Origin of the sequence: Janthinobacterium sp. SUN120, assembly GCF_030397735.1 — a bacterium.
GTDB classification, from domain to species: domain Bacteria; phylum Pseudomonadota; class Gammaproteobacteria; order Burkholderiales; family Burkholderiaceae_D; genus Janthinobacterium; species Janthinobacterium kumbetense.
This window is the reverse complement of the sequence record NZ_JAPUBW010000005.1, coordinates 201,087-223,359: the sequence shown is the minus strand read 5'-3', so window position 1 is coordinate 223,359 and position 22,273 is coordinate 201,087. Positions and strand designations below refer to the sequence as shown.

General features: G+C 63.3%; 20 protein-coding genes. 12 read left to right on the top strand and 8 right to left on the bottom strand.

Going from position 1 to position 22,273, the window contains the following annotated elements:
- Positions 1-159 precede the first annotated feature (159 nt).
- Together O0879_RS23720 and O0879_RS23715 are read left to right on the top strand one after the other, a co-directional pair.
- Entirely contained in the window at positions 160-2,196 is a 2,037-nt protein-coding gene (locus O0879_RS23720) for an AsmA family protein (protein ID WP_289919130.1), read from the top strand.
- Positions 2,197-2,373: 177 nt separating this feature from the next.
- Complete coding sequence (locus O0879_RS23715) at positions 2,374-2,592, top strand: glycine zipper 2TM domain-containing protein (RefSeq protein ID WP_010396384.1); 219 nt, start codon at positions 2,374-2,376, stop codon at positions 2,590-2,592.
- A 96-nt stretch (positions 2,593-2,688) separates the two neighbouring features.
- Here O0879_RS23715 and O0879_RS23710 read toward each other — a convergent pair whose 3' ends face one another.
- Positions 2,689-3,465, bottom strand: coding sequence for a Crp/Fnr family transcriptional regulator (locus O0879_RS23710; protein WP_289919128.1), 777 nt, complete (start codon positions 3,463-3,465; stop codon positions 2,689-2,691).
- A gap of 186 nt (positions 3,466-3,651) precedes the next feature.
- On the opposite strand from O0879_RS23710, the gene O0879_RS23705 reads away from it, so the two are divergent.
- From O0879_RS23705 to O0879_RS23690, 4 genes are all read left to right on the top strand, one after another.
- Positions 3,652-4,311 carry a glycine zipper 2TM domain-containing protein gene (locus O0879_RS23705; RefSeq protein ID WP_289919125.1) on the top strand — a complete coding sequence of 220 codons (660 nt, stop codon included), beginning with the start codon at positions 3,652-3,654 and terminating at the stop codon, positions 4,309-4,311.
- A 164-nt stretch (positions 4,312-4,475) separates the two neighbouring features.
- Entirely contained in the window at positions 4,476-4,718 is a 243-nt protein-coding gene (locus O0879_RS23700; RefSeq protein ID WP_099664894.1) for a hypothetical protein, read from the top strand.
- Positions 4,719-4,901: 183 nt separating this feature from the next.
- Complete coding sequence (locus O0879_RS23695; protein ID WP_010396376.1) at positions 4,902-5,048, top strand: lmo0937 family membrane protein; 147 nt, start codon at positions 4,902-4,904, stop codon at positions 5,046-5,048.
- 166 nt (positions 5,049-5,214) lie between these two features.
- On the top strand, positions 5,215-5,901 hold the full coding sequence (locus O0879_RS23690) for an OmpA family protein (protein WP_233516313.1): 687 nt from the start codon (positions 5,215-5,217) through the stop codon (positions 5,899-5,901).
- 216 nt (positions 5,902-6,117) lie between these two features.
- On the opposite strand, the gene O0879_RS23685 is transcribed toward O0879_RS23690, so the two are convergent.
- Positions 6,118-8,961 carry a pitrilysin family protein gene (locus O0879_RS23685; protein ID WP_289919122.1) on the bottom strand — a complete coding sequence of 948 codons (2,844 nt, stop codon included), beginning with the start codon at positions 8,959-8,961 and terminating at the stop codon, positions 6,118-6,120.
- 282 nt (positions 8,962-9,243) lie between these two features.
- Here O0879_RS23685 and O0879_RS23680 point away from each other — a divergent pair, with 282 nt between their 5' ends.
- The 3 genes from O0879_RS23680 (at position 9,244) to O0879_RS23670 (ending at position 11,801) form a co-directional block, all read left to right on the top strand.
- On the top strand, positions 9,244-9,519 hold the full coding sequence (locus tag O0879_RS23680) for a hypothetical protein (protein ID WP_289906471.1): 276 nt from the start codon (positions 9,244-9,246) through the stop codon (positions 9,517-9,519).
- Between the two features lie 82 nt (positions 9,520-9,601).
- Positions 9,602-11,149 carry a TerC family protein gene (locus O0879_RS23675; RefSeq protein WP_289906470.1) on the top strand — a complete coding sequence of 516 codons (1,548 nt, stop codon included), beginning with the start codon at positions 9,602-9,604 and terminating at the stop codon, positions 11,147-11,149.
- A gap of 67 nt (positions 11,150-11,216) precedes the next feature.
- Entirely contained in the window at positions 11,217-11,801 is a 585-nt protein-coding gene (locus O0879_RS23670; protein ID WP_289912008.1) for a DUF3617 domain-containing protein, read from the top strand.
- Here O0879_RS23670 and O0879_RS23665 read toward each other — a convergent pair.
- A complete protein-coding gene (locus O0879_RS23665; RefSeq protein WP_289919120.1) occupies positions 11,789-12,850 on the bottom strand; it encodes a porin in 1,062 nt (353 codons plus the stop codon). The genes O0879_RS23670 and O0879_RS23665 overlap by 13 nt on opposite strands.
- A gap of 367 nt (positions 12,851-13,217) precedes the next feature.
- Here O0879_RS23665 and O0879_RS23660 point away from each other — a divergent pair, with 367 nt between their 5' ends.
- Positions 13,218-15,329: a site-specific recombinase gene (locus O0879_RS23660; protein ID WP_289919119.1), complete on the top strand. Its 2,112-nt coding sequence runs from the start codon at positions 13,218-13,220 to the stop codon at positions 15,327-15,329.
- Complete coding sequence (gene cls, locus O0879_RS23655; protein WP_289919117.1) at positions 15,326-16,717, top strand: cardiolipin synthase; 1,392 nt, start codon at positions 15,326-15,328, stop codon at positions 16,715-16,717. The genes O0879_RS23660 and cls overlap by 4 nt, the downstream gene beginning before the upstream one ends.
- Before the next feature lie 139 nt (positions 16,718-16,856).
- Here the strand turns inward: cls and O0879_RS23650 are convergent, their stop codons facing one another.
- Genes O0879_RS23650 through O0879_RS23640 form a run of 3 tightly spaced genes read right to left on the bottom strand, consistent with a single transcriptional unit; the run spans position 16,857 to position 19,359 of the window.
- On the bottom strand, positions 16,857-17,675 hold the full coding sequence (locus O0879_RS23650) for a metallophosphoesterase (RefSeq protein WP_289919114.1): 819 nt from the start codon (positions 17,673-17,675) through the stop codon (positions 16,857-16,859).
- Positions 17,676-17,679: 4 nt separating this feature from the next.
- A complete protein-coding gene (locus tag O0879_RS23645) occupies positions 17,680-18,588 on the bottom strand; it encodes a diacylglycerol kinase family protein (protein WP_289919216.1) in 909 nt (302 codons plus the stop codon).
- Positions 18,589-18,600: 12 nt separating this feature from the next.
- Entirely contained in the window at positions 18,601-19,359 is a 759-nt protein-coding gene (locus O0879_RS23640) for a phosphatase PAP2 family protein (RefSeq protein ID WP_289919113.1), read from the bottom strand.
- Positions 19,360-19,500: 141 nt separating this feature from the next.
- On the opposite strand from O0879_RS23640, the gene O0879_RS23635 reads away from it, so the two are divergent.
- Positions 19,501-19,725, top strand: a complete 225-nt coding sequence (locus O0879_RS23635; RefSeq protein ID WP_010396348.1) for a hypothetical protein — start codon at positions 19,501-19,503, stop codon at positions 19,723-19,725.
- A gap of 106 nt (positions 19,726-19,831) precedes the next feature.
- On the opposite strand, the gene O0879_RS23630 is transcribed toward O0879_RS23635, so the two are convergent.
- Positions 19,832-20,992: an AI-2E family transporter gene (locus O0879_RS23630; protein ID WP_289919111.1), complete on the bottom strand. Its 1,161-nt coding sequence runs from the start codon at positions 20,990-20,992 to the stop codon at positions 19,832-19,834.
- An 89-nt stretch (positions 20,993-21,081) separates the two neighbouring features.
- Positions 21,082-22,272: a DUF1501 domain-containing protein gene (locus O0879_RS23625; protein WP_289919110.1), complete on the bottom strand. Its 1,191-nt coding sequence runs from the start codon at positions 22,270-22,272 to the stop codon at positions 21,082-21,084.
- Between the last annotated feature and the right edge of the window lies 1 nt (position 22,273).

The following is a 22,273-nucleotide window of genomic DNA, read 5'->3' as shown; positions in this document are numbered from 1 at the left end:
CCGCATATCCGTTCGGTGCCGCACATAGGGTAGGAAATCGACAATACTTGCATGGGCAACGTGCGCCAGCGCACGTGTCCGCCAGCAAAACCTGAAACAGGCCCGGCTTTGGAGCGATTCCTGTAGCATCGTGACTACTTGTCCAGAAAGAATCAGCTCATGCCGCTCTCCCGCCGTCAAAAAATCGCCCTCGCCAGTACCGCCGTGCTGATCGCCCTGCCCGTCACGGCCGCCGTCGTCCTGCTGAACATGGACTGGAACCGCGCCAAGCCCTGGCTCAATGCGCGCGCCAGCGACGCGCTGGGGCGGCCGTTTGCCATCGAGGGCGACCTGGCGCTGACGTGGCAGCAGCCAGCCACCGCGGAGCGAAAAACCTGGCGCGACTATCTGCCCTGGCCGCACCTGCAGGCAAAGGACGTGCGCCTGGGCAACCCGAACGCCATGGCGGACACGGGTGAGAAGGCGCAACTGGCCACCGTGAGCCAGCTGGCGTTCTCGCTCAATCCGCTGGCCCTGCTGGACAAGAAAATCATCATCCCGCAATTGCGCTTTGACACGCCGCAAGTGCGCTTGCTGCGCAGCAAGGATGGCAAGAACAACTGGACCTTCGACAAGCAGGACCAGCCATCGCCATGGCAGCTGGAATTGCAAAGCGTGGTCTTCAGCAAGGGCACCGTGACCCTGGACGATGGCGTCAGCAAGACAGCGATGCGCGCCGATGTCGACACCATCGCGGACGATGCGCGCTACGGCATCGCGTGGACACTGTCCGGCACCTACCGCGGCGAAACCGTCAAGGGCGGCGGCAAGGCGGGCGGCGTGCTGTCGCTGCAGCGGCAAGGCACGCCCTTCCCCATCCAGGCCGACATGCGCGCGAGCGGCAGCAGCGTGGCCATCGAAGGCACCTTGACCCGCCCGACAGACTTGGCCGCGCTCGACGTGCGCCTGAAGCTATCCGGACCCAGCATGGCGCGCCTGTATCCGTTGACGGGCGTGTTGCTGCCGGAAACGCCGCACTTCAGCACGGAAGGCCATTTGACGGGCACCCTGGCGCCGCGCGGCGGCGAATGGGTGTACGACCAGTTCAGCGGCAAGGTGGGCTCCAGCGACATCAACGGCAAGCTGGCCTTTTCCGCCAGCACGCCGCGCAAGCGGCTGACGGGCGAAGTCCACTCGCGCCTGCTGCAATTTTCCGACCTGGGTCCGCTGGTGGGCGCCGATTCCAGCGCCAGCAAGAAGGAACGGGGCGTGCCGTCGACGCAGCCGGCCGGCCGGGTCTTGCCGGTGGAAACCTTCAAGACGGAGCGCTGGACCAGCCTGGACGCCGACGTGCGCTACACGGCGGATAAAATCACGCGCGATGCCGAGTTGCCGATCAGCAAGCTCGACACGCATGTCGTGCTGACGGATGGCGTGCTGTCCTTGACGCCGCTCAACTTCAACGTGGCGGGCGGCACCCTGACGTCGCAGATCAAGCTCGACGGCAGCGGCAAGGTCATCGCCAACGGCATCGCGGCCGAACTCAAGGCCAGCGCCCGCCATCTGCACATCCAGCAACTGTTCCCCCGCCTGCCGGCCCTGCAAGCGAGCGTGGGCGAAATCAATGGCGATGCGTCGCTGTCGGCCACGGGCAATTCCGTCGCCACCCTGTTGGGCAGCTCGAACGGCGAAGTGCGCGCGCTGATCAACCGGGGCAGCATCAGCAAGCTGTTACTGGAAGAAATGGGCTTGAATATCGGCAGTATCGTGCTGGCCAAGCTGGCAGGCGACAAGCAGGTCAAGCTGAACTGCATGGCGGCCGACTTCGCCGTCACCAAGGGGCTGATGCGCACGCGCCAGTTCATCGTCGACACGGATGACGCCATCCTGCATATCGATGGCACGGTGAACCTGGCCGATGAACGGCTGGACCTCACCCTGCGGCCGGACAGCAAGGGCTTGCGCATCTTTTCGCTGCGCTCGCCCCTGTATGTGCATGGCACTTTCAGCAAGCCCGACGTGAGCGTCGACAAGGGCGTGCTGGCCCTGCGCGCCGGCGGCGCGCTGGCGCTGGCCGTGGTGGCGCCCGTGGCGGCGCTGCTGCCGCTGGTCAACACCGGTCCCGTCGAGGATAGCGAATGCGCGGCCTTGCTGGCCCAGGCGCGCGTGAAACCGGTGGCGCCCAAGCCGGGCAAGCCCGTGCGCAAGGCACGTTAAGCGCGGCATGTGTGCTTTTACAATTGTTACACCCCTATGTGCGTTGCCGAACAGACCCTGCCTTGCCGCAAATCTATTCTGTGATCGTGCCTGAAACACCCAAGACGTGGCGATACGAAGTCCCACCGGCCCATACCATGCCGGCGCCACGAGGTCCGAATTCATAGGAGAACTATCATGCAAATCATTAAAAAAATCGCTGCCACCACTTCCGTTGCTGCCCTGCTGCTGAGCCTGACGGCTTGCGCCAACATGTCCGGCCAGGATAAGAACACGGCCATCGGCGCCGGCATCGGCGCCGTTGCCGGCTCCGTGCTGACGGGCGGCAGCGCTGTCGGCGCAGTCGGCGGCGCCGCCGTCGGCGGCGTGATCGGCAACCAGGTCAAGCCGAAGTAAACGTTGATCGAAAAAGCGGGGTGGGTGCCCAGGCGCCCGCCCCGCTTTTTTGCGTCCGGCTTCCGTTGATGAAATTGAAAAGTTATTTTGAGGAAATCAAACGAAGACGTTGGCCATGCCGATGGCGCCGCTATCCTTGACCAGCTCGTAGCAGCGGCAGGAAACGGCTTCCAGGCCCGCCGAATCGAGGATCTCGATATTGCCGCGGCTATAGGTGATGAGTTTTTGCTGTTGCAGCGCGCTGGCCGCCTTGGTCACGCCGACCCGCCGCACGCCCAGGGTGTGGGCAAGAAATTCATGCGTGAGGTGAAATTTTTCCGACTGCAGGCGGTCGCGCGTGATCAGCAGCGAACGGGCCAGGCGCGCCTCGAGCACGTGGAAGCGGCTGCACACGGCAATCTGGATGGCTTGCGCCAGCAAGGTGTCCGTGTAGCGGTACAGCAAACGCTGCAGGGATTCGAGCTGGGCGAACTCGGCGCAGAACTCCGCGCGCGCGATGCGGCTGGCCGTACCGGAACGTTGCACCACGGCACGCACTTGCGCCAGGTCATGACCGAGCGCGACGGACGCGCCCAGCACGCCTTCGCGGCCGACGGAGCCCACTTCCAGGGTCATCCGCCCTTCCGCCACGGCCAGCAGCGAGATCAGGCAATCGCCGGGGAAATAGATGTGGCCGATAGGCTGGCCCGGTTCGTACAGCACCTCGCCCACCTCGACCGTGACGGTGTCGAACAGCGCCGTCAGGTGCCGCAAGTCGTGCTCGGGCAGGCTGGCCAGCAAGCGGTTGCCGGCGTCTGGCGCACCCACGGGCAAACCCAGGCCGGATCGGCCTGCATCGCGGGGCAGGGTCATGCTGGCAGTCGTTGGTGGCATTGCTTTTCCTCGGCGTCGTTACAACTCGACATAATTTTTACCTAGCCTACGGTGCACTACCGGCCCTGTATGTACGGTGACGCACGGAAGCGGAGCAAGCGGCACAGCACACTGGCAACAGACGCACATAACACGCAGAACACGCACTACCCTTTTTACTATTTTAAAAAAACCAAGGAGCCTTCCATGACTACCACCACCAAATCCCTCCATCCGCTGGTGCTTGCCGCCGCCGTCGCCGTCCTGCTGTTTTGCGGCGTGGGCACGGCTGCCCTGATGGGCTGGTTGCCTTCTTCCCAGGGCGATACCCAGCCGCTGGCGGCCAGCACCTCGGCCGAGCAAATGGCCAGCCTGCAGGCGAACCAGCCGCCAGCGAACCTGCAGCCTGCCGGCGCCTTGCCGCTGGCCGCCCTGCCACCGCAGCAGCAGCAGCAGCAGCAGCAGCAACCACAGCAGCAACCCGTGCGCCAGCCGCAGCCGCAATACGCGGCCGCCCCGGCGCCGCAGGTGTGCGCCAATTGCGGCGTGATCGAAGCCATCCATGAAGTCAATACGCGCGCCGAAGGCAGCGGCGTGGGTGCGGCCGGCGGCGCCGTCGTCGGCGGCTTGCTGGGCAACCAGGTGGGCGGCGGCCACGGCAGGCAATTGGCCACCGTGCTGGGCGCCGTCGGCGGCGCCGTGGCCGGCAACCAGATCGAAGGCAGCGTGCGCGCCACGCGCAGCTACAACATCGTCGTGCGCCTCGATAACGGCAAGACGCGCACCGTGCACCAGAGCGCCGCGCCGAACTGGCGCCAGGGCGACCGCGTGCGCGTCGTCAACGGCGGCTTGCGCGCCATGGGCTAAGCGAACCGCGGCGGCGCCGCTGCCGCGATTAGTTGCAAATTAGACACACGCCCGGCTAGTCCGGGCGTTTTCTTTTTGGCAATGTTCGCTGGCGTACAGATGAGCTTGCCGTCCCGCGAGATGATGCATTCAGGAAAGTTCAACGGAATGTCAAAGGAGACGCCATGGAAGACGACAAGACAGGCAGCAACAGGATCTGGCTGGGCTTTATTGGCGGCGGCTTGCTGGCCACCGCGCTGGGCTTCTGTGCGCTGGACCTGGCGCCGCCGGCGGGCAGCCCCGTATTCGGCGTCATGCTGCTGCTCACGGGCGGCATGGTCAGCTGCCTGGCGGGCGCAGTCGGCATGGCCGGCATGCTGGCGTGGGTGCCGGGCATGGCCGATGAACACGCGGACCGCCCCCGATAGTTGAGCCTTGTGTACGACAGCGTACAGAACGCAAGGGAAACAAAGTAGACACTTAGTCATGGCATCAGCGTTCAGCGACCCGGTCGCCGCGCAATGACAAGAACCGATGACGGCGCCACGCGCCAGCGCCTGCAAGGCCACGGCAGTCGCCGTCATCCACACATTACTCTCGGAGGACACATCATGCTGTATACAATCGCCGTCGTACTCATCATTCTTTGGCTGCTGGGCCTGGTAACTTCCTATACCATTGGCGGCTTCATCCACATCCTGCTGGTGGTCGCCGTGATCATGGTGCTGCTGCGCCTGATCAGCGGGCGCGGCTTATAGCCCAGGCCCTTGGCCGGGTATGACAAGAGCGGCGCGCGTGCAAACGGGTGCCGCCTTTTGCCGTATTTTTCGCACGGTGTGCGCGCACTGGCAAGCGGCGTCGTTTTGCAGTAACGTGTACGGGTAGTCCTGGGTATGTCCCCATAACAAAACAAGGAGAAAATCCATGAAAGAAACATTCAAAAAAGGCCCTGGCGCCAAATCCCTGATCGGCATGCTGGTGATCGCATTGGCCGCCACCGGCTGCGCGGACATGTCCTCGACGCAACGTGGCACGGCCACGGGCGCCGGCATCGGCGCGGGCCTGGGCGCCTTGATCGGCGGCACCACTGGTGGCGGCAGCAGCGGCCGCACGGCCGGCGGCGCCCTGCTGGGTGCGGCGGCTGGCGCCGTGGTCGGCAATATCTGGTCGAACCGCATGGAAAACCAGAAGCGCGCGATGGAACAGGCGACACAGGGTACTGGTGTGCAAGTGTCGCAGACGGCCGATAACCGCCTGAAAATGGAAATTCCAAGCGACATTTCCTTCGACACCAACCGCGCCGACATCAAGGGCAACTTCCGCCCGATTCTCGACCGCTTCGCCGCCACCCTGAATGAAAACCCGAACACGACGGTCAGCATCATCGGCCATACGGACAGCACGGGCAGCGATTCCATCAATGAACCGCTGTCGGTGGAACGCGCGGCCCACACGCGCGACTACCTGTCCATGCGCGGCGTCTCGCCGACCCGCGTCGTCACGGAAGGCCGCGGCGCCCGCGAGCCGATCGCCTCGAATGCGGATGCCTCGGGACGCGCACGCAATCGCCGCGTGGAAATCTACGTAGCAGAGCTAGCCCCGCGGGGGTAACACCGAACCAAACCTACTGCGCGTCGGTATAGGCGGCTTGCGATGCTCACCGTACTAAAGTACGGTTGCGCTTCTCGGCCACCTCTCCCTTCCGCTCGCTACGGTTTTGTTCGGTGTCGGGATGTTGACATCAATATCAAGATCGTAAAAAAACCCGCTGGCAAGGTCACTTGCCAACGGGTTTTTTCCATTTAAAGCAGCTTATTTTGAAGCAGCTTATTTCGACGTCGTTGCCTTGGCGCCGCTTTCACCCTCTTTCGCCACCTTGGCGAAGTCGCCCGCCGTCACGATCGACACGGCCGAAGGCTTCAGGTAGTCGCGCAAGCCCTGGTTCACTTGCGCCAGGGTCAAGGCGGCCACTTTGGCTTCCAGGTCCTTGTTGTAAGCCATGGTGCGGTCTTGCGCCAGGTAGCCGGCCAGTTCGCGCGCCAGGCCCGCATCCTGCGTGCGCTCCACTTCTTCCGATTGCAGCCAGCCCTTTTTCGCTTCCGTCAATTCGTCTTGCGTGAAACCGTCGGCCAGCACCTTGGCGATTTCCTCGCGCAGGGCCGCTTCCACCTTGACCGTGTTTTGCGGCGCGCTGATGGCATACGCCATCCAGTAACCGGCCGGTTCGCGCGACGGAATGCTCACTTGCGAGCCGACGCCGTACGACAGGCCTTCCTTCTGGCGGATGCGGTCGGCCAGGCGGCTGCGCAAGGCGCCGCCGCCGAGCATGTGATTGGCGATCAGCAAGGCGGGATAGCTGGCGGCGTCATCCTTGAGGGGGATAGGCTGGATGGCGAACAGCACGCTGTTCGCCTTGTCCGGCGTTTCCAATGTGACTTTCTCGCCGCTGACGGGCTTGACGGTGTCAAGAATGCGCACATACGGCTGCTGCGCCTTCCAGCTGCCGTACAGGCTGGCCACTTGCGCCTTCAGCGCGGCCGGGTCGAAGTCGCCCACGGCCGCAAAAGTCGCGTTCGACGCGCCATAGTAGGCGCCATGGAAGGCTTTCACGTCGGCCACCTGGATGGCTTTCCATTGCGCCAGCTCGGCCGGCAAGGTGGCCACGTGGCGCACATGGCCTTCCGGCGTGGCGTCGAGCAGGCGGCGGAAGGCGTTCACGGCCAGCGGCTGCGGTTCAGGCAATTCCTGCTCCGCGCGGCCGACGCGCTCGCGCTGCAATTCCAGGAATTCCGTCTCGTTCAAGGCCGGCTTTTGCAGCACTTGCGCCAGCAAGTCCATGGCGGCTGGCAAGTTTTCGCGCTTGCCTGTCAGCATGGCGGTGACGCCCTCGGCGCCGCCCGTGATGGCGACCTGCATGCCCAGCTGGTCGAACTTGTCCTTCACTTCCTGGCGCGACAGTTTATCCGTGCCGCGCGACAGCAGATTCGCCGTGTAGCTGCCCACTTGCCCCTTGCCGCGCAAGCTCTCTTCGCTGCCGATCCGCAGTTTCAACACGACGCTGACCGTGCTGCCCTTGGTTTTCTTCGGCAGCAAGGCGCCCTTCAAGCCGTTCGGCAAGGTGAAGCGCGTGGTGCGCGCTTCGATATTGTCTGGGCTGGGGTCGAACGCTTCGCCCTGCGCCACGACGGCGCGGCCCGTGTAGCCGGCCAGTTGCGGCGCCACATCGGCGTAGGCCGGCACGACGGTGCGGTCCGGCGCATCGGTCGGGATGAAGCGGCCCAGGGTGCGGTTCGAGCTCTTCAGGTATTTCTCGGCCGCCGCCTGCACTTGCGCCGTCGTCAGCTTGTCGAGCTGGTCGCGCTGCAGGAAGAACAAACGCCAGTCGCCGGCCGCCAGCGATTCCGTCAGGGCGATCGTCAGGCTCGCCGTGTTCGAGGTGGCCAGTTCGATCTGCTTGTTCAGCTGCTGTTTCACGCGCGCCACTTCCGCGTCCGTGACCGGCTGCGATTTCAAGTCTTCCAGCACTTTCAGCATGGCCGCTTGCGCCGCATCAAGGTTGCCATCGACGGGCACCAGCGCGCCAAACAGGTTGTAGCCGGGCTCCAGGTTGCTCACGGAGTTGTATTCGATCTTGCTGGCCAGCTTGGTTTCCACCAGCGCCTTGTGCAGGCGGCCGGCCGGCGCGTCCGTCAGCACGTGGCCCAGCACCTCGATGGCGACGGCGTCCGGGTTGCCGGACGGCGCCACGTGGTAGCCGGCGCCGACGAACTGCGTGCCGCCGCTGCGGCGCACCGTCACGGCGCGCTCGCCATCTTGCACGGGTTCGGCCGTGTAGGTCGGCTCGATCACGCGCGTCGGTTTCGGGATCTTGCCGAACAGCTCATTGATTTGCTTCAAGACCTTGGCTTCGTCGAAGCGGCCCGCCACCATCAGCACGGCGTTATCCGGCTGATAATATTTATGGTAAAACGCGCGCAGGCGGGGAATATTCACCTGCTCGATGTCGGAACGGGCGCCGATGGTCGACTTGCCATAGTTGTGCCAGTCGTAGGCGACGGCCTGGATGCGTTCGCTCGTCACGCCGATCGGGTCGCTCTCGCCCATTTCGAACTCGTTGCGCACGACGGTCATTTCGCCCTTCTGCGTCTTCGGATTCCACAGGTCGTTCTGGTCGATGGCGGCGTTCACCATGCGGTCCGCTTCCATGGCCAGCATCTGGCGCAGGTTGTCGTCGTTGGCGGGGAAGGTGGCGTAGTAATTGGTGCGGTCGTACCAGGTGGTGCCGTTGAACTGGGCGCCCGTCGAGTTCAGGATCTCGACGGGGGTCTTGGTCCCCTTCTTGACGCCGAAATTGGCGCTGGGCTTAAAGAGCAAGTGCTCGAGCAAGTGGGCCATGCCCGTTTCGCCATAGTTTTCATGGCGCGAACCGACCAGGTAGACGATGTTGGTGGTCAAAGTGGGCTTGCTGGCGTCGGGGAACAGCAGCACGCGCAAGCCGTTGGACAGGCGGTATTCCGTGATGCCTTCGACGGACGTGACTTTGACGGCGGCGCGGCTGGGCGCAGCCTTGCCGGCTTTCTGGGTCGGCGCCGCTTCCACCGGAGTGGCGGCAAGGATGAACGAAGGCGAGAGGATGCCGGCGGCAAGCAGGAGGGCGGTAATGGGTTTCAAGGCAGAGTCCTGGTAACACTACGTTTTAGACAAGCGCAAAAGCGGCGCCATGGAATACAAACGCAAGAATTGCCATGGACCCGCGCTGCGTCTTCGCCGCCCAGGGAAATCATTGCTCTCGCAATTTACGGCATACTTATCACTTACGCAAGTCCTGTCATCGAGCTGTTATGTGCCCGTGTTATACTCCCTGGTTCCAGAACTATCTGCCTGTATATGAGACGAGCTCTCGTCCTGCTCTGCCTTTTTGTTTTCATCGCGTTACCCCAGGCGTTCGCCAGCATGGCCTACGCCAGTCCTTCCCCATTCCAGCATGCAATCGCGGCCGGCGCTGCCGCCACGCCCGCCTTCGGCATCGATTGTGCTGACGCCAGCCTCCACGCGGACCTGCCTGGCGACAGCTGCGATACTGAAGAATGCGACAACGACCCCATCACGCTGTACCCGAGCTCGCGCCAGGGGGCGCCGTTTTGCGCCATCATTTGGCAAGCGGGACCGGGCGCACTTGCCGAAGCGGACGTGCGGCTGGCCACCCGGCCGCCGCGCGTCCGCCCCTGAAGACATGCATGCAGCACCCACGCGCCCGGGGCTCTAGCCACCAGGCACGCTTTACACTGATCGACTTTACAAGGTTATACACATGGAATGGTTATTTGACCCGACAATCTGGGTCGGCCTGCTGACGCTGGTCGTACTGGAAATCGTACTGGGGATCGACAACCTGATTTTCATCGCCATCCTGGCCGAGAAATTGCCGCCGCACCAGCGCGACAAGGCCAGGGTGCTGGGCCTGACCCTGGCCCTCGTCATGCGCCTGGGCCTGCTCTCGCTGATTTCCTGGCTGGTCACCCTGACCACGCCATTGTTTTCCATACTGACATTCTCGTTTTCGGGACGCGACCTGATCCTGCTCGTCGGCGGCCTGTTCCTGCTGTTCAAGGCCACCAGCGAGCTGCACGAGCGCCTCGAAGGGGTCACGCACGCCCAGACGGGCCCGAAAGTCTACGCCGGCTTCGGCCTCGTGGTGGCGCAGATCGTCGTGCTCGACGCCGTCTTTTCGCTCGACGCCGTCATCACGGCCGTCGGCATGGTGGAAAACCTGTACGTGATGATGGCGGCCGTCGTCATTTCCATCGTCGTCATGATGCTGGCGTCGAAAGTGCTGACGCGCTTCGTCAACGCCCACCCCACCGTCGTCGTGCTGTGCCTGAGCTTCCTGCTGATGATCGGCCTGTCGCTGGTGGCCGAAGGCCTGGGCTTCCACATTCCGAAAGGATATTTGTACGCCGCTATCGGTTTCTCGATTGTCATCGAGTTCTTCAATCAGCTGGCGCGCCGCAACTTCCTCAAGCTGCAGTCGAACGCCCCGCTGCGCGACCGCACGGCGCAAGCCGTGTTGAGCCTGCTGGGCGGACGCAAGGGCCGCGAAGCCGTGGAAGAGCACGAAGTCAAGGAACTGCCCGACGTTTCCGCCTTCGGCGTGGAAGAGCGCAACATGGTCAGCGGCGTACTGACCCTGGCCGAACGCTCGATCCGCTCCGTCATGACGCCGCGCGGCGACGTATCGTGGGTCAACCTGAACGACAGCAGCGAGAAGATGCTGCAATTGCTGCGCGAAACGCCGCACAGCATGATTCCTGTCTGCAATGACGACCTGGATAACGTGGTCGGCATCGCGCGCAGCAAGGACCTGATCGAGGACTTGGTGTCGCGCGGCAAGATCGACCCGGACAGCATGCGCGAAGCCGTCGTCGTGCCGGAAGCGGCCGGTGTGCTGAAAGCCATGGAAACGTTAAAGCGCTCGCGCGGCCAGCTGGTGCTGGTGGTCGACGAGTTCGGCACCGTGCAGGGTGTGCTCACGCCCATCGACATCCTGGAAGCCATCGCCGGCGAATTCCCCGACGAGGACGAGCAGCCGGACGTGGAAGTGCTGGGCCCCGGCCACTGGCGCATCGATGGCGCGACGGACCTGCATTACCTGGAGCAAGTGTTCGAGACGGAAACCCTGGTCAGCGAAGACGGCGAATACAACTCGCTGGCCGGCTTCCTGCTGGCGCATTTCGAAAACATGCCGGCCGTGGGCGAAGTGCTGGAACTCGATGATTTGCGTTATGAAATCGTCGAGGCCGACGAGCGCCGCATCGCCTGCGTGGACGTGCGGCGCATCGAGCCCGATCACAGTTTGTAACACAATGGCAAGCGTGCCCCGCTTGCCATGCCGTATGCTGGGGTCTGCCCATACCGGAGACCCCACGATGAAAAAATCCCTGCTACGCCTGACCCTGCTGGCTTGCGCCGCCTTAGGCAGCCACGCCGGCGCCCACGCCGCCGCGCCATCGCCCACCATCAAGCCGGGCCTGTGGCAAGTCGACAGCAAGATGGCGTCGCCGGACGCCGCCACCGACAACGCCATGTCCATGGTGCTGCAACAACTGGGCAACCTTCCTCCCGATCAACGCAAGCAGCTGGAAAGCATGGCGGCCAGCCGCGGCATGGCCATGCCCACCGTGGGCGCCGACGGCGCCGTGCGCGTGACGGCGTGCGTGACGCCGGACATGGCGGCGCGCAAGCAGATTCCCACGGGCCAGCCCGGCGATTGCAAGTCGAAAAACACGGACATCGCGGGCGGCATGCAGGTATCGTTCACTTGCGCCAACCCGAAATCGAGCGGCGAAGGCAAGGTCATGTTTACGGGCGACCAGGCTTTCAACATGCAGCTGGCCGTGACGACCAGCGCGCGCGGCGCACCGGAACAGGTGAACGTGACGAGCAGCGGCAAGTGGCTGGGCGCCAGCTGCCCTGCCCCGGCCCCTGCCGCGGCATCAATTCAGAAACCGTGACGGAAGCCCAGGTTGAAGGCAGCATCGCCGCGGCCGCTGTCGCTGGCATTGCCCACCGTGTAGCGGGCGCCGTTCTTGTTGTGGATCTTCGCGTAGGACGCGTAGAAATCGCTGCGCTTTGACAGGGAATACGTGAGGCCGACGGCCATCTGGCTGGCGTCGCGGTTGGCCAGGTCGCGGTCATCCTTGCGCACCCAGGACGCCAGCAGCTTGAAGCCGCCCACGGGCACGGACACGCCCAGCAAGGTGTCGCGGCTGTCCGACGACGACATCGACAGGGCCAGCGCGCTGTAGGCGTTGTTCGGGTCCCACGGCGAGCTGCCATAGCCCTTGTTCACGCCCACGGCGGCAAAGACGGTGGCCACTTTCAGGTCGACATTCGCCGCGATCAGGGTGTTGCGGGCCGACATGTCGATGGCGGGCAAGGTGCCGGAAGCGAGGATGAGGTTATTCTTGCGCTGGTGCGACACGCTGACATTCACGGCGCCGGCCGAATAGCCGAGCGTGGCGCCATACGCGCGGTTGCTGGCGTTGCTGTACGGCGACTCGCCAAAGCTGTAGATGGCGCTGGCAGTCACGCCGCGCAAGGCGGGCGTCACGTACTTGACGGTATTGTCGTAGCGTTTCACGCTGTAGCCGGCCAAATTGCTCGCGCTGCCGGCCATGCCGCCCTTGAACGGGTCGGCCACGTCGGTCAGGGCCAGGTAGTGCGGATTGTACTGGCGCCCCAGGGTCAGCGCGCCCAGGCGGCTGTCGAGGCCCACGTAGGCCTGGCGGCCGAACAAACGGCCCTCTTCCGACTGGCCCGTGTCGTTCTGCACGCCCGCTTCCAGGGTAAATACGGCGGACACGTCATTGCCCAGCGCTTCGCGGCCCTGCACGCCCAGGCGCGAACCGGACGCCACGCCGCCGGACACCTTGGTGTTGGCGCAATTGGCGGCGCAGCCCCGCTCGGCCACGATGCCTGCGTCGAGCACGCCGTACACGGCAACGTTAGTGGATGCGGCACTGCCTGCGCCATCGGCAGCCTGGGCCGGTGCAAAAAGCATCCACGGCCCCATCCCTATCACAGCAAGCGCAAAATACGAGGTCTGCATGATAAATATCTCGGTAACGTGAATTGAAACTTCCCGGTATTGATCAGGACATGCGCTGTGTGTCTGATCTTAGTGTTACCTTATCCTCGCTTTTTGTCCAGCCATCCGTGCGTTGTACAACAGAAACTTCAGCTTAGGCCATGAAACCGCGTCGCGTACTGACAACACGCAAGAGTGAGCATGATTCAGGCAATTTGCGGCAAAATGGCGTTAAATGCAGGCCCTGCCGTAAAGCAATGTTCGGTGGCGAACGTTGCGAGAATTGACGCAGGCGGTACACTACTGGTTTTACCGACAGCGGCTCGCCCGTTTTTTCTGCATGCTAGCTATCCTCGAACGCATTGACCCCAACTCCAGCAATATCGACTTGCTGGTGGAACTATTCAACTCACTGCGTCCCAAGCGCCCCCACGACAGCGCTACCGCGATTGCCAACGTGCGCACCCTGCGCCAGCTTCTCAAAGGTAACCCCGCGCAAGCGCGCGCCCTGCACGAATACGTGCTGCGCGTGCTGGCCGCGCGCCGCCACGCCAGCCTGTACACCGATATCGGCGTGCTGTCGAACAGCGGCTTTTTCACGGAATTGAAACGCCGCATCGCCTACCGCATGCTGCCGCCCGCCCTCGGCGACGAATACCTGAACGACGCGCTCGACCAGGTGCTGTACCTGAAGACCGATTATTTGTGGATCAGCAACGTGCCCGCCACGGACTGGCTGGAACTGTTCGACGTGCTCACCAGCGACGACATCGAACTGGCCGTCGGCGACGGCAATATCATGCTGCCAGGCATGCTCGACGCCATCCGCACCCTGTCCTACCGCGTCTGCGCCATGGGCCTGGAACCGGAATTGACGCGTTTCCATAGCGAAATTGAAGTGTTCCAGTCGCCGTTCATGGTGCAGAACACGGAAGTGAACGCCTACCTGGACGCCTACACGAATCTGCTGCACGGCGATCTCGAGCACATCGAAGATGCGCGCCATTTGCTGGTGATGCTGGACCAGTGCGACGCCGTCATCGCCAAGATCCGCAAGAAGGCGCTGTACCAGGGCACCAGCATCCCCCTTACGTATTTATTGGTGGCGCTGGCGCAAAGTATCGAGCGCCTGCGCAAGCTGCTGTTCCTCGTCGACACGAGCGGCGAATTGCCGGCCTCGAACAACGTGGACATCGCCGCCATCACGGTGGACGCCACGCAAGACTTGCTGCACCCGCAACCCGTCAGCCGCCGCCGCGCGGGCGCCGTCGGGCTGGCGCTGGAACTGATCCAGGCGCACAACAACAAATACAAGGTCAGCGACCTGTTTTCCGACAATATCAACTTGCTGGCGCGCAATGTGACGGAAAACGCCAGCCGCACGGGCGAGCATTACATCGCGGAAAACCGCCGCGAGATGGGCGCCATGTTCCTCTCGTCCGCGGGCGCGGGCGTGATCATCGGCTTCATGGCCCTGTTCAAGATATTGATGTCCTACCTGCGCTCGGCGCCGCTGGTCGAAGCGTTCATGTTCAGCATGAATTACTCGATCGGCTTCATGTTCATCCACTTGCTGCATTTCACGGTGGCCACCAAGCAGCCGGCCATGACGGCGTCGCGCATCGCCGCCGGCCTGCACAGCAAGGATGGGCGGAATATCGACCTCGACAGCATGGCGGAATTGATCAACAAGGTGTTCCGCACGCAAAACATGGCCGTGCTGGGCAACCTGGCCACGGCCATCCCCACGGCGTGGCTGATCGCGCTCGGCTACAAGGCGATCACGGGACACAACCTGGTGACGCCCGAGAAGGCCATGCATTTGCTGCACGATATCGACCCCATCGGCAGCCCCGCCATCTTCTACGCCATGATCGCCGGCGTGTGCCTGTTCGTCGCCGGCCTGATTTCCGGCTACTACGACAACCAGGCCCTGTACACGCGCTGGGCGCAGCGCATCGCACAATTGCGCGGCCTGGGCCGCGTCATCGGCCAGGAACGCCTGCAGCGGCTGGGTTTGTATCTGGAAAACAACCTGGGCGGCCTGATGGGTAACTTCTATTTCGGTATCCTGCTCGGTTCCATCGGCACCCTGGGTTTCCTGATCGGCTTGCCGATCGATATCCGCCACATCACCTTCTCGGCCGCCAACTTCGCCACGGCCCTGGTGGGCCTGGACCACAACATGAGCTGGCAACTGGCCGTCAAGTCGCTGTCGGGCATCTTCGCCATCGGCACGGCCAACCTGCTGGTGAGCTTCGGCCTGGCCCTGTGGGTGGCCCTGCGTTCGCGCCAGGTGCGCTTCAAGCACGGCATGCAATTGCTGAAGATCCTGGGCAAGCGCTTCCTGCGCTCGCCCATCGTCTTCTTCTTCGGCTCGAAAAACCCGCCACCTTTGGCATTGGCCGATGATTCGGCAAACCTGTCACCCACGACCAAGGCTCAAAAATGACCGCCAGGCGCATGCAACCCTGCCTCACCGCCCTACTGCTGTGCTGGACCCTGGCTGCATGCGCCTCGCTGCCCAACGTCAAGAATCTCAACACCACGCTGGAACCGGTGGCCAAGCCCAAGGTGATCACGGGCAAAGGCTCCGTGCTGAACGTCAACAGCCGCGCCGCCCTGCTCAACAAGCGCTGGGCGAAGTCCGGCATGGACTTGAAAGCCCAGGCCGCGCTGGAAGAGGCGGCCACGGGTGTGCCCTTGATCAAGGGCAACAAGGTGACCCTGCTGTTTGACGGCCCGCAAACGATGGAAGCCATGTTCCAGGCCATCAGCGAAGCGAAGAACAGCATCAACCTGGAAACGTATATCTTCGACCAGGACCCGCTGGGCCTGAAGTTTGCCGACATGCTCATCGAAAAGCAGCAGGCGGGCGTGACGGTCAACGTCATCTACGACAGCGTGGGCACCCTCGGCGTGCCGCAGGCGTTCTTCGAGCGCATGCGCGCGGCCGGCGTGCACCTGGTGGCCTTCAACCCCGTCAATCCCGCCAAGCTCAAGGGCGACGACTGGAAGATCAACAACCGCGACCACCGCAAGGTGCTGATCGTCGACGGCAAGACGGCGTTTACGGGCGGCGTCAACATCAGCGACACCTATGCGAAAAGCTCGCTGTTCCGCTCCAAGAACAAGTCCGCCGACAAGAGCGACGTGGGCTGGCGCGATACCCACGTGAAAGTGGAAGGCCCGGCCGTGGCCGCCTTCCAGTGGCTATTTATCCGCACCTGGGCCCAGCAAGACCAGGCCGACTTGCCGGATGCGAATTACTTCCCCACCCTGTCGGAAGTGGGCGACAAGCTGGTGCGCGTCGTGGCCAGCGAGCCGGACGGTGGCTTCGAAATCTACAAGGCGTATATCCTGGCCATCCAGGAAGCAAAAAAATCCATCCACATCACGTCCGCCTATTTCGTGCCCGACCAGCAGACGGTCGACGCGCTGGTGGCCGCCGCGAAACGGGGCGTGGACGTCACCGTGGTGCTGCCCGGCGTGTCCGACAGCGGCCTCGTGTTCCATGCGGGACACGCGCTGTACGACCAGCTGCTGGCCGGCGGCATCCGCATCTTCCACTTGAAACTGGCCGTGCTGCACGCCAAGACGGCCGTCATCGACGGCGCCTGGTCGACGGTGGGCTCGACCAACATCGACATGCGCAGCTTCCTGCATAACAGCGAACTGAACGTGATCGTGCTGGGCGACAGCTTCGGCCGCGAAATGGAAAACGCCTTCCAGGAAGACTTGCGCGACTCGGAAGAGATCACCAGGGCGAAATGGGAAACCCGGCCGATTGCCGACCGTATGAAGGAGTGGGCGGCCCGCTTCATGAATTACTGGCTGTAGCGGAGTAGCCATCAAAAAGTCCAGGGCGTTGTTGCATTGCCTCGCCGTACTATTCGTACTGTCTTCGGCAACGCGCCTAGCCCTGGCCATTTTGCCGGCCACTCCTGATGCCGGTTGCCGCCTACCCCATTAATTCTGGCTACAGCGGCCGCAAGCTGGCCCACACGCCGCCCTGGCGCGCGAACGCTTCCGTGCTGACTTTTTCAAAGTCGGCGCTGTCTTCATTCCAGCTGTAGCGCTCGACGCGAATGCAACTGTTTTCCACGCGCAGCACGTTGAAGGAATTCGATTCGCCCCTGCCCCGCGTGGACGTGGCCGTGCCCGCCTGCACCATCAGGGCAGCGTAGCCGGCGATCTTGTAGCGCTCGGCCGTGTTGCCCGCCACGCTCGCATGCAAGTGCCCGGCCAGCAATAGATCCACGCCGCATTCGGAGAACATTTGCAGCGCCAGCGGCGCACGGTCGACCAGATCATCGTCGTCGAAGTGCTCGGGCAAGTCAAATGGATGATGCGTAACGATGATGCGCGTCAAATCGGGCGGCAAACGGCCCAGGCGTTCGCGCAGGAAATCGATCTGCTCGTGGCTGATGCGGCCATCCTTGAAGGTCAGCGAGCGGGCCGTATTGATGCCCAGCACGGCGATTTCCTCGTCCACATATTCGGGCGACAAATCGTCCGTCACATGGCGCCGGTATTTCACCAGCGGCGTCAGGAAGCGGGAAAAGACGTTATAAAGAGGCACGTCATGGTTGCCCGGCACCACGATCTGCGGCCCCGGCAAGCTGTCGAGAAACTGCCGTGCTTGCTGGAACTGGGCGCTGCGGGCCCGTTGCGTCAAATCGCCCGACACCACCACCACGTCAGGTTCCAGCCGTTCGACGAGCGCGCGCAAGGGCGCCAGCAAGTCCGCGTCGACCTTGCCAAAATGCAAGTCGGACAAATGCACGATGGTACGCATGGCCTTACTCCCCGGAAGGTGCCGGCGCAGGCACCAGCACCGTCAGCGCGGCGGGGCGGATGCGGTACTGCAGCGGCGTATTCATGACGGTCACTTCGCCATCCGTGGCCACGCGCAGGCGCCGGTGCTTCGTGGCGATTTCCAGGTCGGTCGCCGTCAGCACGTCGAAGTCCTTGGCCTGCGACAACCTGCCGAACAGCGCATGCAAGGCCAGCTTCAGCAATCCCAGGCGGCCCGGACGCTGCGCCACGTACAGGCTCAGCTGGCCGCCATCGAGCCGTTCGCGCTCGCCGATATTCAAGCCTTCCATCAGGTATTCATTGTTACCGATAAAGACAAACGGCGTGCGCCGCGCATGCACGGCGTCCTTCAGTTTCAATTGCACGCTGAGGAAGGGATAGCGGCGCAACGCGGCCACCAGCGCCCAGCTGAACGCCAGCCACTTGCCCCGTCCCAGCCGGCGCTGCTGCTTTTCGCGGTCGCGCACGATGTCGGGATACAGGCCCAGGCTGGAATTGTTCAGGAAGATGCGGCCATTGACTTCACCCACGTCGACCTGGTGCGGCACGCCCTGCGCCACGTTGGCGATCGCCGCATCGAGCTCGAGCGGAATGTTCAAATCCTTGGCGAAATGGTTCAGGGTACCCAGCGGCAAGACGCCAAACGGCGTGCCGCTGCCGACAACGACGGACGCGACGGCATTGATGGTGCCGTCGCCGCCACCGGCCACGACGATGGGCGCGCCATCGCGCAGCGCCTGCCCGGCCGTGGCGATCATGTCGGCGCCGCTGGCGGCCAGGGTGATGGCGGCGTCGAGCCCCACGGCGGCGAATTTCGCTTCGAGCTGCTGCGCCCAGTCGGGCGCATAGCCGCAACCGGCGCCCGCATTGATGATGACTGCAATCTTGCTCAGGATGGTTTCCCCTTATCTGGTTTGCCGGATATGCCGGCGGCGGCGCAGGGTCGACACGCCGGCGATGCAGATGGCCAGCCAGCCATAGCTTTCCGCCATGGCCGCCAGCACATCGCTCAGGTAATGCGCGCCCAGGTAAATGCGGCTGAAACCCACGAGTGACGCCATCAGGAAGGCGCCCAGCGCGATGGCGATGCGCTTGCCCCACGCGCCCGGCGCCGTCTGGCAAATCAGGTAGGCGGCCAGCAAGCCGTACAGGGCCGTCGAGGTGGCCGTATGACCGCTGGGAAAGCTGTACGTGCTCAGGGCCGTCTGCAGGATGGGCTCGTCAAAGCTGGGCCGCGCGCGCACAAAAATGTACTTTAGCAGCAGGTTCAAAAACATGACGCCCGGCATGGTAATGACCAGGGTAAACAGCCAGTAGCTGGCGCCCTTGCGGTGCAGATACCAGCCCAGCAAGACGGCCAGGATGATGGCGCCGATCACGCCATGCATATGCGTGATGACCAGCAGGCAACTGGTGATCCACGGCACGGCATGCTGGTTGAACCACTGCGCCACCTGCAAGTCGATCACGGTAATTTGCTGCATGCCCATGACGGCTTCGGCGATCTCATGGAAGACCACGATGGCGACGAGCATCAGGGCCACGCCCACCGTCATATGCAGGCCCAGTTCGCCTTCGGGCGACAGGCGAGCCTCGACGAAGCGGCGCAGTTTCGTGGTCCAGCCCGTGGTCATGCCCATGTCATTTTTCTCTTGCAAACTCATCTCTCTTTCATGTTCCCGGTACTGATCAAAAAAACCACACCAATAAAAAAATACTGTTTATTCATACAGTAGCTGTGTATTCATACAGTAGTTATGCTATTCTGATGACTCGTTCAACACATCTCCCTCAAAGGAATTGTCATGGCAACATTGAATAGCGGTTTTGGCTCACGGTTCGGCCTGGAATACGCCCCAAGCTCTTTCCTCGTCCGCATGGGCAAGCGCGAAATCCTCGTCTGCCGCGACTTCCGCAAGCGCTACTACACCGTCAATCCCTTGATCGAGTGCGGTACGGGCATCGAGCCGGGCTATGTTGAAGTGCTGCTGATGCGCCGTTGGTTGCTTATTCTATCCAAGGCACATTAAGAATGACTTTAAAACAAGGTGTTCGCACCCTGTTATCAAGTCAGCTCCGTCCGGCCACGCCGGGAACGCCTCAGTACCGGCCAGCGGCACGCTGACCGACCCCTCACTACTGTGTGCGTTCCAGCGCGGCCGGGCTGGCAGGTGTTTCGGCAGCTGTACCGGCAAGTGCGTCGGCACCTGCATCGGCAGCTGTGCTGGAAGGCATGTTGGCCGGCGGTACGCGGTCAGTCGCATTCGCTTCGTACCACAAGGTAACAAACAGCACCATCACGACAGGGCCGATGAACAAGCCCACGAGGCCCAGGGTTTCCACGCCCCCCAGGATGCCGAACAGCACGGCAAGGAAGGGCAAGCGGGTGGCGTTGCCGATCATGCCGGGGCGCACGAAGTGGTCGGCAACGAACAGCACCACGGTGCCCCAGGCGGCCACGCCGATGGCGGCGCCCACATTGCCCTGGAAGACCAGCAAGGCGGCCGCGCATCCATATGCGAGCGGCGCGCCAAACGGGATGATGGCCAGGATGCCCGTGGCAAACGCCCACAGGGCCGGTGACGGCAAGCCGGCGATGGCGTAGGCGATGCCGATCAGCACGCCTTCTGCCAGGCCCACCAGCACCAGGCCGTTGACGGTGGCGCGGATGGCCGTGGGGATCTTTTGCGCATAGCGCCCCCACCGTTCGGGACGCAAAAAATGGCTGCCGACGGCCGTGATCTGGCGCGTCAGCGCTTCGCCATCCTTGTAAAAGAAAAACAGGCATAAAAACGCCAGGCCGAAATCGACCAGGCGGTGGAACACGTCCGCGCCCAGCACCTTGAGCATGTCGCGCGCGGAATGAAAGCCGCCCACGGCGCTGCCCGCAAAGAAGTGGCCCAGGCCATGGGGCTGGCTCAGGGTGGCTTGCCACCAGTCGCCGATGGCGCTGCCGGCCAGCGGGACATGCGCCACCCAGTCCGGCACGGGCAAGCCGTCGGCATTCGCATGCACGACGAAATTGGCCAGCACGGGCACTTCGCGCGCCGCCTGCGCCACGCCGAACAGCACGGGAATGATGAAGATGCAGGCAAACGCCAGGGTCAGCACGGCTGCCGCGACGATGGTGCGCTGGCCCAGCGCCGCGCGCACGCGCACATACAAAGGCCAGGTGGCCACGCACAGGATGCCGGCCCACACGAGCGGCAAAAAGAAACGCTGCATGACGAAGGCCGTCACGGCGATCAGGGCCAGGGAAAAGCCTGCGCTGACAATGTCGCGCTGGGTATCGTTCATGCTGCTCCATTCGTGCCCGGCACCATCGGCCGCCAGTATTCGCTATGCGCCACATGCGCAGGCGTAGCGTAACACGGAGATTCGCCGATTTACACGAGGCCCAGTTCCGCCGGTTTCACGCCGGCAAACACGTGGTCGAGTTGCGCCGGCGTCAAGCCGAAAGTGCGGCGCAGCAATCCGCCCAGCACGGCCCGGTATTCATTCAGCACGGGCATGTCGCGGTTCTGGAACAGGTTTGCCTGCGCAATCGCCACTTGCTCGCCCGCCACCTGCTTGCCCTTGATCCCGCCGCCCAGCACCCAGAACACGCTGCCGTGGCCGTGGTCCGTGCCGCGGTTGCCGTTTTCGCGGAAGGTGCGGCCAAATTCGCTGACGACGACGACGACGGTATTGCGCCAGGCGCTGCCCATTTCCTGCGAAAACGCGGCCAGTCCCCGTCCCAGTTCATCGAAGCGCCCCGCCAGGTAGCCGCTGGCGCCGCCCTGCCCCACGTGCGTATCCCAGCCGCCCACGTCGACGAAGCCGAGGTTGTACTTGTCCTTCATCAAGCGGGCGATGCGCTGCGCTTCCAGTTCAAAACCCTTGGTACTGATGGCGTTGCGGTTGGCCGCCTGCATTTCCCCCATCAATTCCTTCGTCACGTCGTCGCGCACGACAAAGCCCGCGCTGACGGGTTGCTGCAGGGGCGTGCCCCGGTACATGGCGGCGATGATCTGGCTTTGACGCGCATCAATGCCGGACTTGCCCACGGAGCGCAGCGCCATGTTCGGCACTTGCACGCCGCCCTGGAAGATCAGCGGCAGCTGGTCGGTGAAAGCGATGGCGGGGCCGGCCTTGCTGCCATTCAAGGTCTGCACAAGGCGGTTCAGGAAACCCGAACGGAAGTCGCGCCGCGTGTTGATCTCTTGTCCCAGCTCGATGGTATCCTGCGTCTCGAAATGGCTGCGCGTCAAATCCGTCGTGCCCGCGAACGGGATGAAGGCCGCCTCGCCGCCCGTGAACATGGGATAAATGCTCTCGCGCAAGGCCGGATGCAAGGCCCAGTCGGCGTTCAAGGCCAGCGCGCCGTTTTCCTCGCCCGGTTTCGCGATGGCGATATTCGGCCGCGCTGTGTAGTAAAAATCGCTGCCGACCGGCACCAGCAAGTTATTCGCATCATAGCCGCCGCGCAGGAAGACGAACAGCAGCTTCGCATCCGTGGCGGGTGCGGCCAGCAGGCTGCCCGCGCGAGTGAACAAGGGTGCGGCGGCCAGGGCTTTCAACAGGTCACGACGATTCATG

Excerpts from the sequence above, each read along its gene's own strand:
- O0879_RS23720 (WP_289919130.1), top strand. The coding sequence starts at position 160 with ATGCCGCTCTCCCGCCGTCAAAAAATCGCCCTCGCCAGTACCGCCGTG.
- O0879_RS23715 (WP_010396384.1), top strand. The coding sequence starts at position 2,374 with ATGCAAATCATTAAAAAAATCGCTGCCACCACTTCCGTTGCTGCCCTG.
- O0879_RS23710 (WP_289919128.1), bottom strand. The coding sequence starts at position 3,465 with ATGCCACCAACGACTGCCAGCATGACCCTGCCCCGCGATGCAGGCCGA.
- O0879_RS23705 (WP_289919125.1), top strand. The coding sequence starts at position 3,652 with ATGACTACCACCACCAAATCCCTCCATCCGCTGGTGCTTGCCGCCGCC.
- O0879_RS23700 (WP_099664894.1), top strand. The coding sequence starts at position 4,476 with ATGGAAGACGACAAGACAGGCAGCAACAGGATCTGGCTGGGCTTTATT.
- O0879_RS23695 (WP_010396376.1), top strand. The coding sequence starts at position 4,902 with ATGCTGTATACAATCGCCGTCGTACTCATCATTCTTTGGCTGCTGGGC.
- O0879_RS23690 (WP_233516313.1), top strand. The coding sequence starts at position 5,215 with ATGAAAGAAACATTCAAAAAAGGCCCTGGCGCCAAATCCCTGATCGGC.
- O0879_RS23680 (WP_289906471.1), top strand. The coding sequence starts at position 9,244 with ATGGCCTACGCCAGTCCTTCCCCATTCCAGCATGCAATCGCGGCCGGC.
- O0879_RS23675 (WP_289906470.1), top strand. The coding sequence starts at position 9,602 with ATGGAATGGTTATTTGACCCGACAATCTGGGTCGGCCTGCTGACGCTG.
- O0879_RS23670 (WP_289912008.1), top strand. The coding sequence starts at position 11,217 with ATGAAAAAATCCCTGCTACGCCTGACCCTGCTGGCTTGCGCCGCCTTA.
- O0879_RS23665 (WP_289919120.1), bottom strand. The coding sequence starts at position 12,850 with ATGCTTTTTGCACCGGCCCAGGCTGCCGATGGCGCAGGCAGTGCCGCA.
- O0879_RS23660 (WP_289919119.1), top strand. The coding sequence starts at position 13,218 with ATGCTAGCTATCCTCGAACGCATTGACCCCAACTCCAGCAATATCGAC.
- cls (WP_289919117.1), top strand. The coding sequence starts at position 15,326 with ATGACCGCCAGGCGCATGCAACCCTGCCTCACCGCCCTACTGCTGTGC.
- O0879_RS23650 (WP_289919114.1), bottom strand. The coding sequence starts at position 17,675 with ATGCGTACCATCGTGCATTTGTCCGACTTGCATTTTGGCAAGGTCGAC.
- O0879_RS23640 (WP_289919113.1), bottom strand. The coding sequence starts at position 19,359 with ATGAGTTTGCAAGAGAAAAATGACATGGGCATGACCACGGGCTGGACC.
- O0879_RS23635 (WP_010396348.1), top strand. The coding sequence starts at position 19,501 with ATGGCAACATTGAATAGCGGTTTTGGCTCACGGTTCGGCCTGGAATAC.
- O0879_RS23630 (WP_289919111.1), bottom strand. The coding sequence starts at position 20,992 with ATGAACGATACCCAGCGCGACATTGTCAGCGCAGGCTTTTCCCTGGCC.
- O0879_RS23625 (WP_289919110.1), bottom strand. The coding sequence starts at position 22,272 with ATGAATCGTCGTGACCTGTTGAAAGCCCTGGCCGCCGCACCCTTGTTC.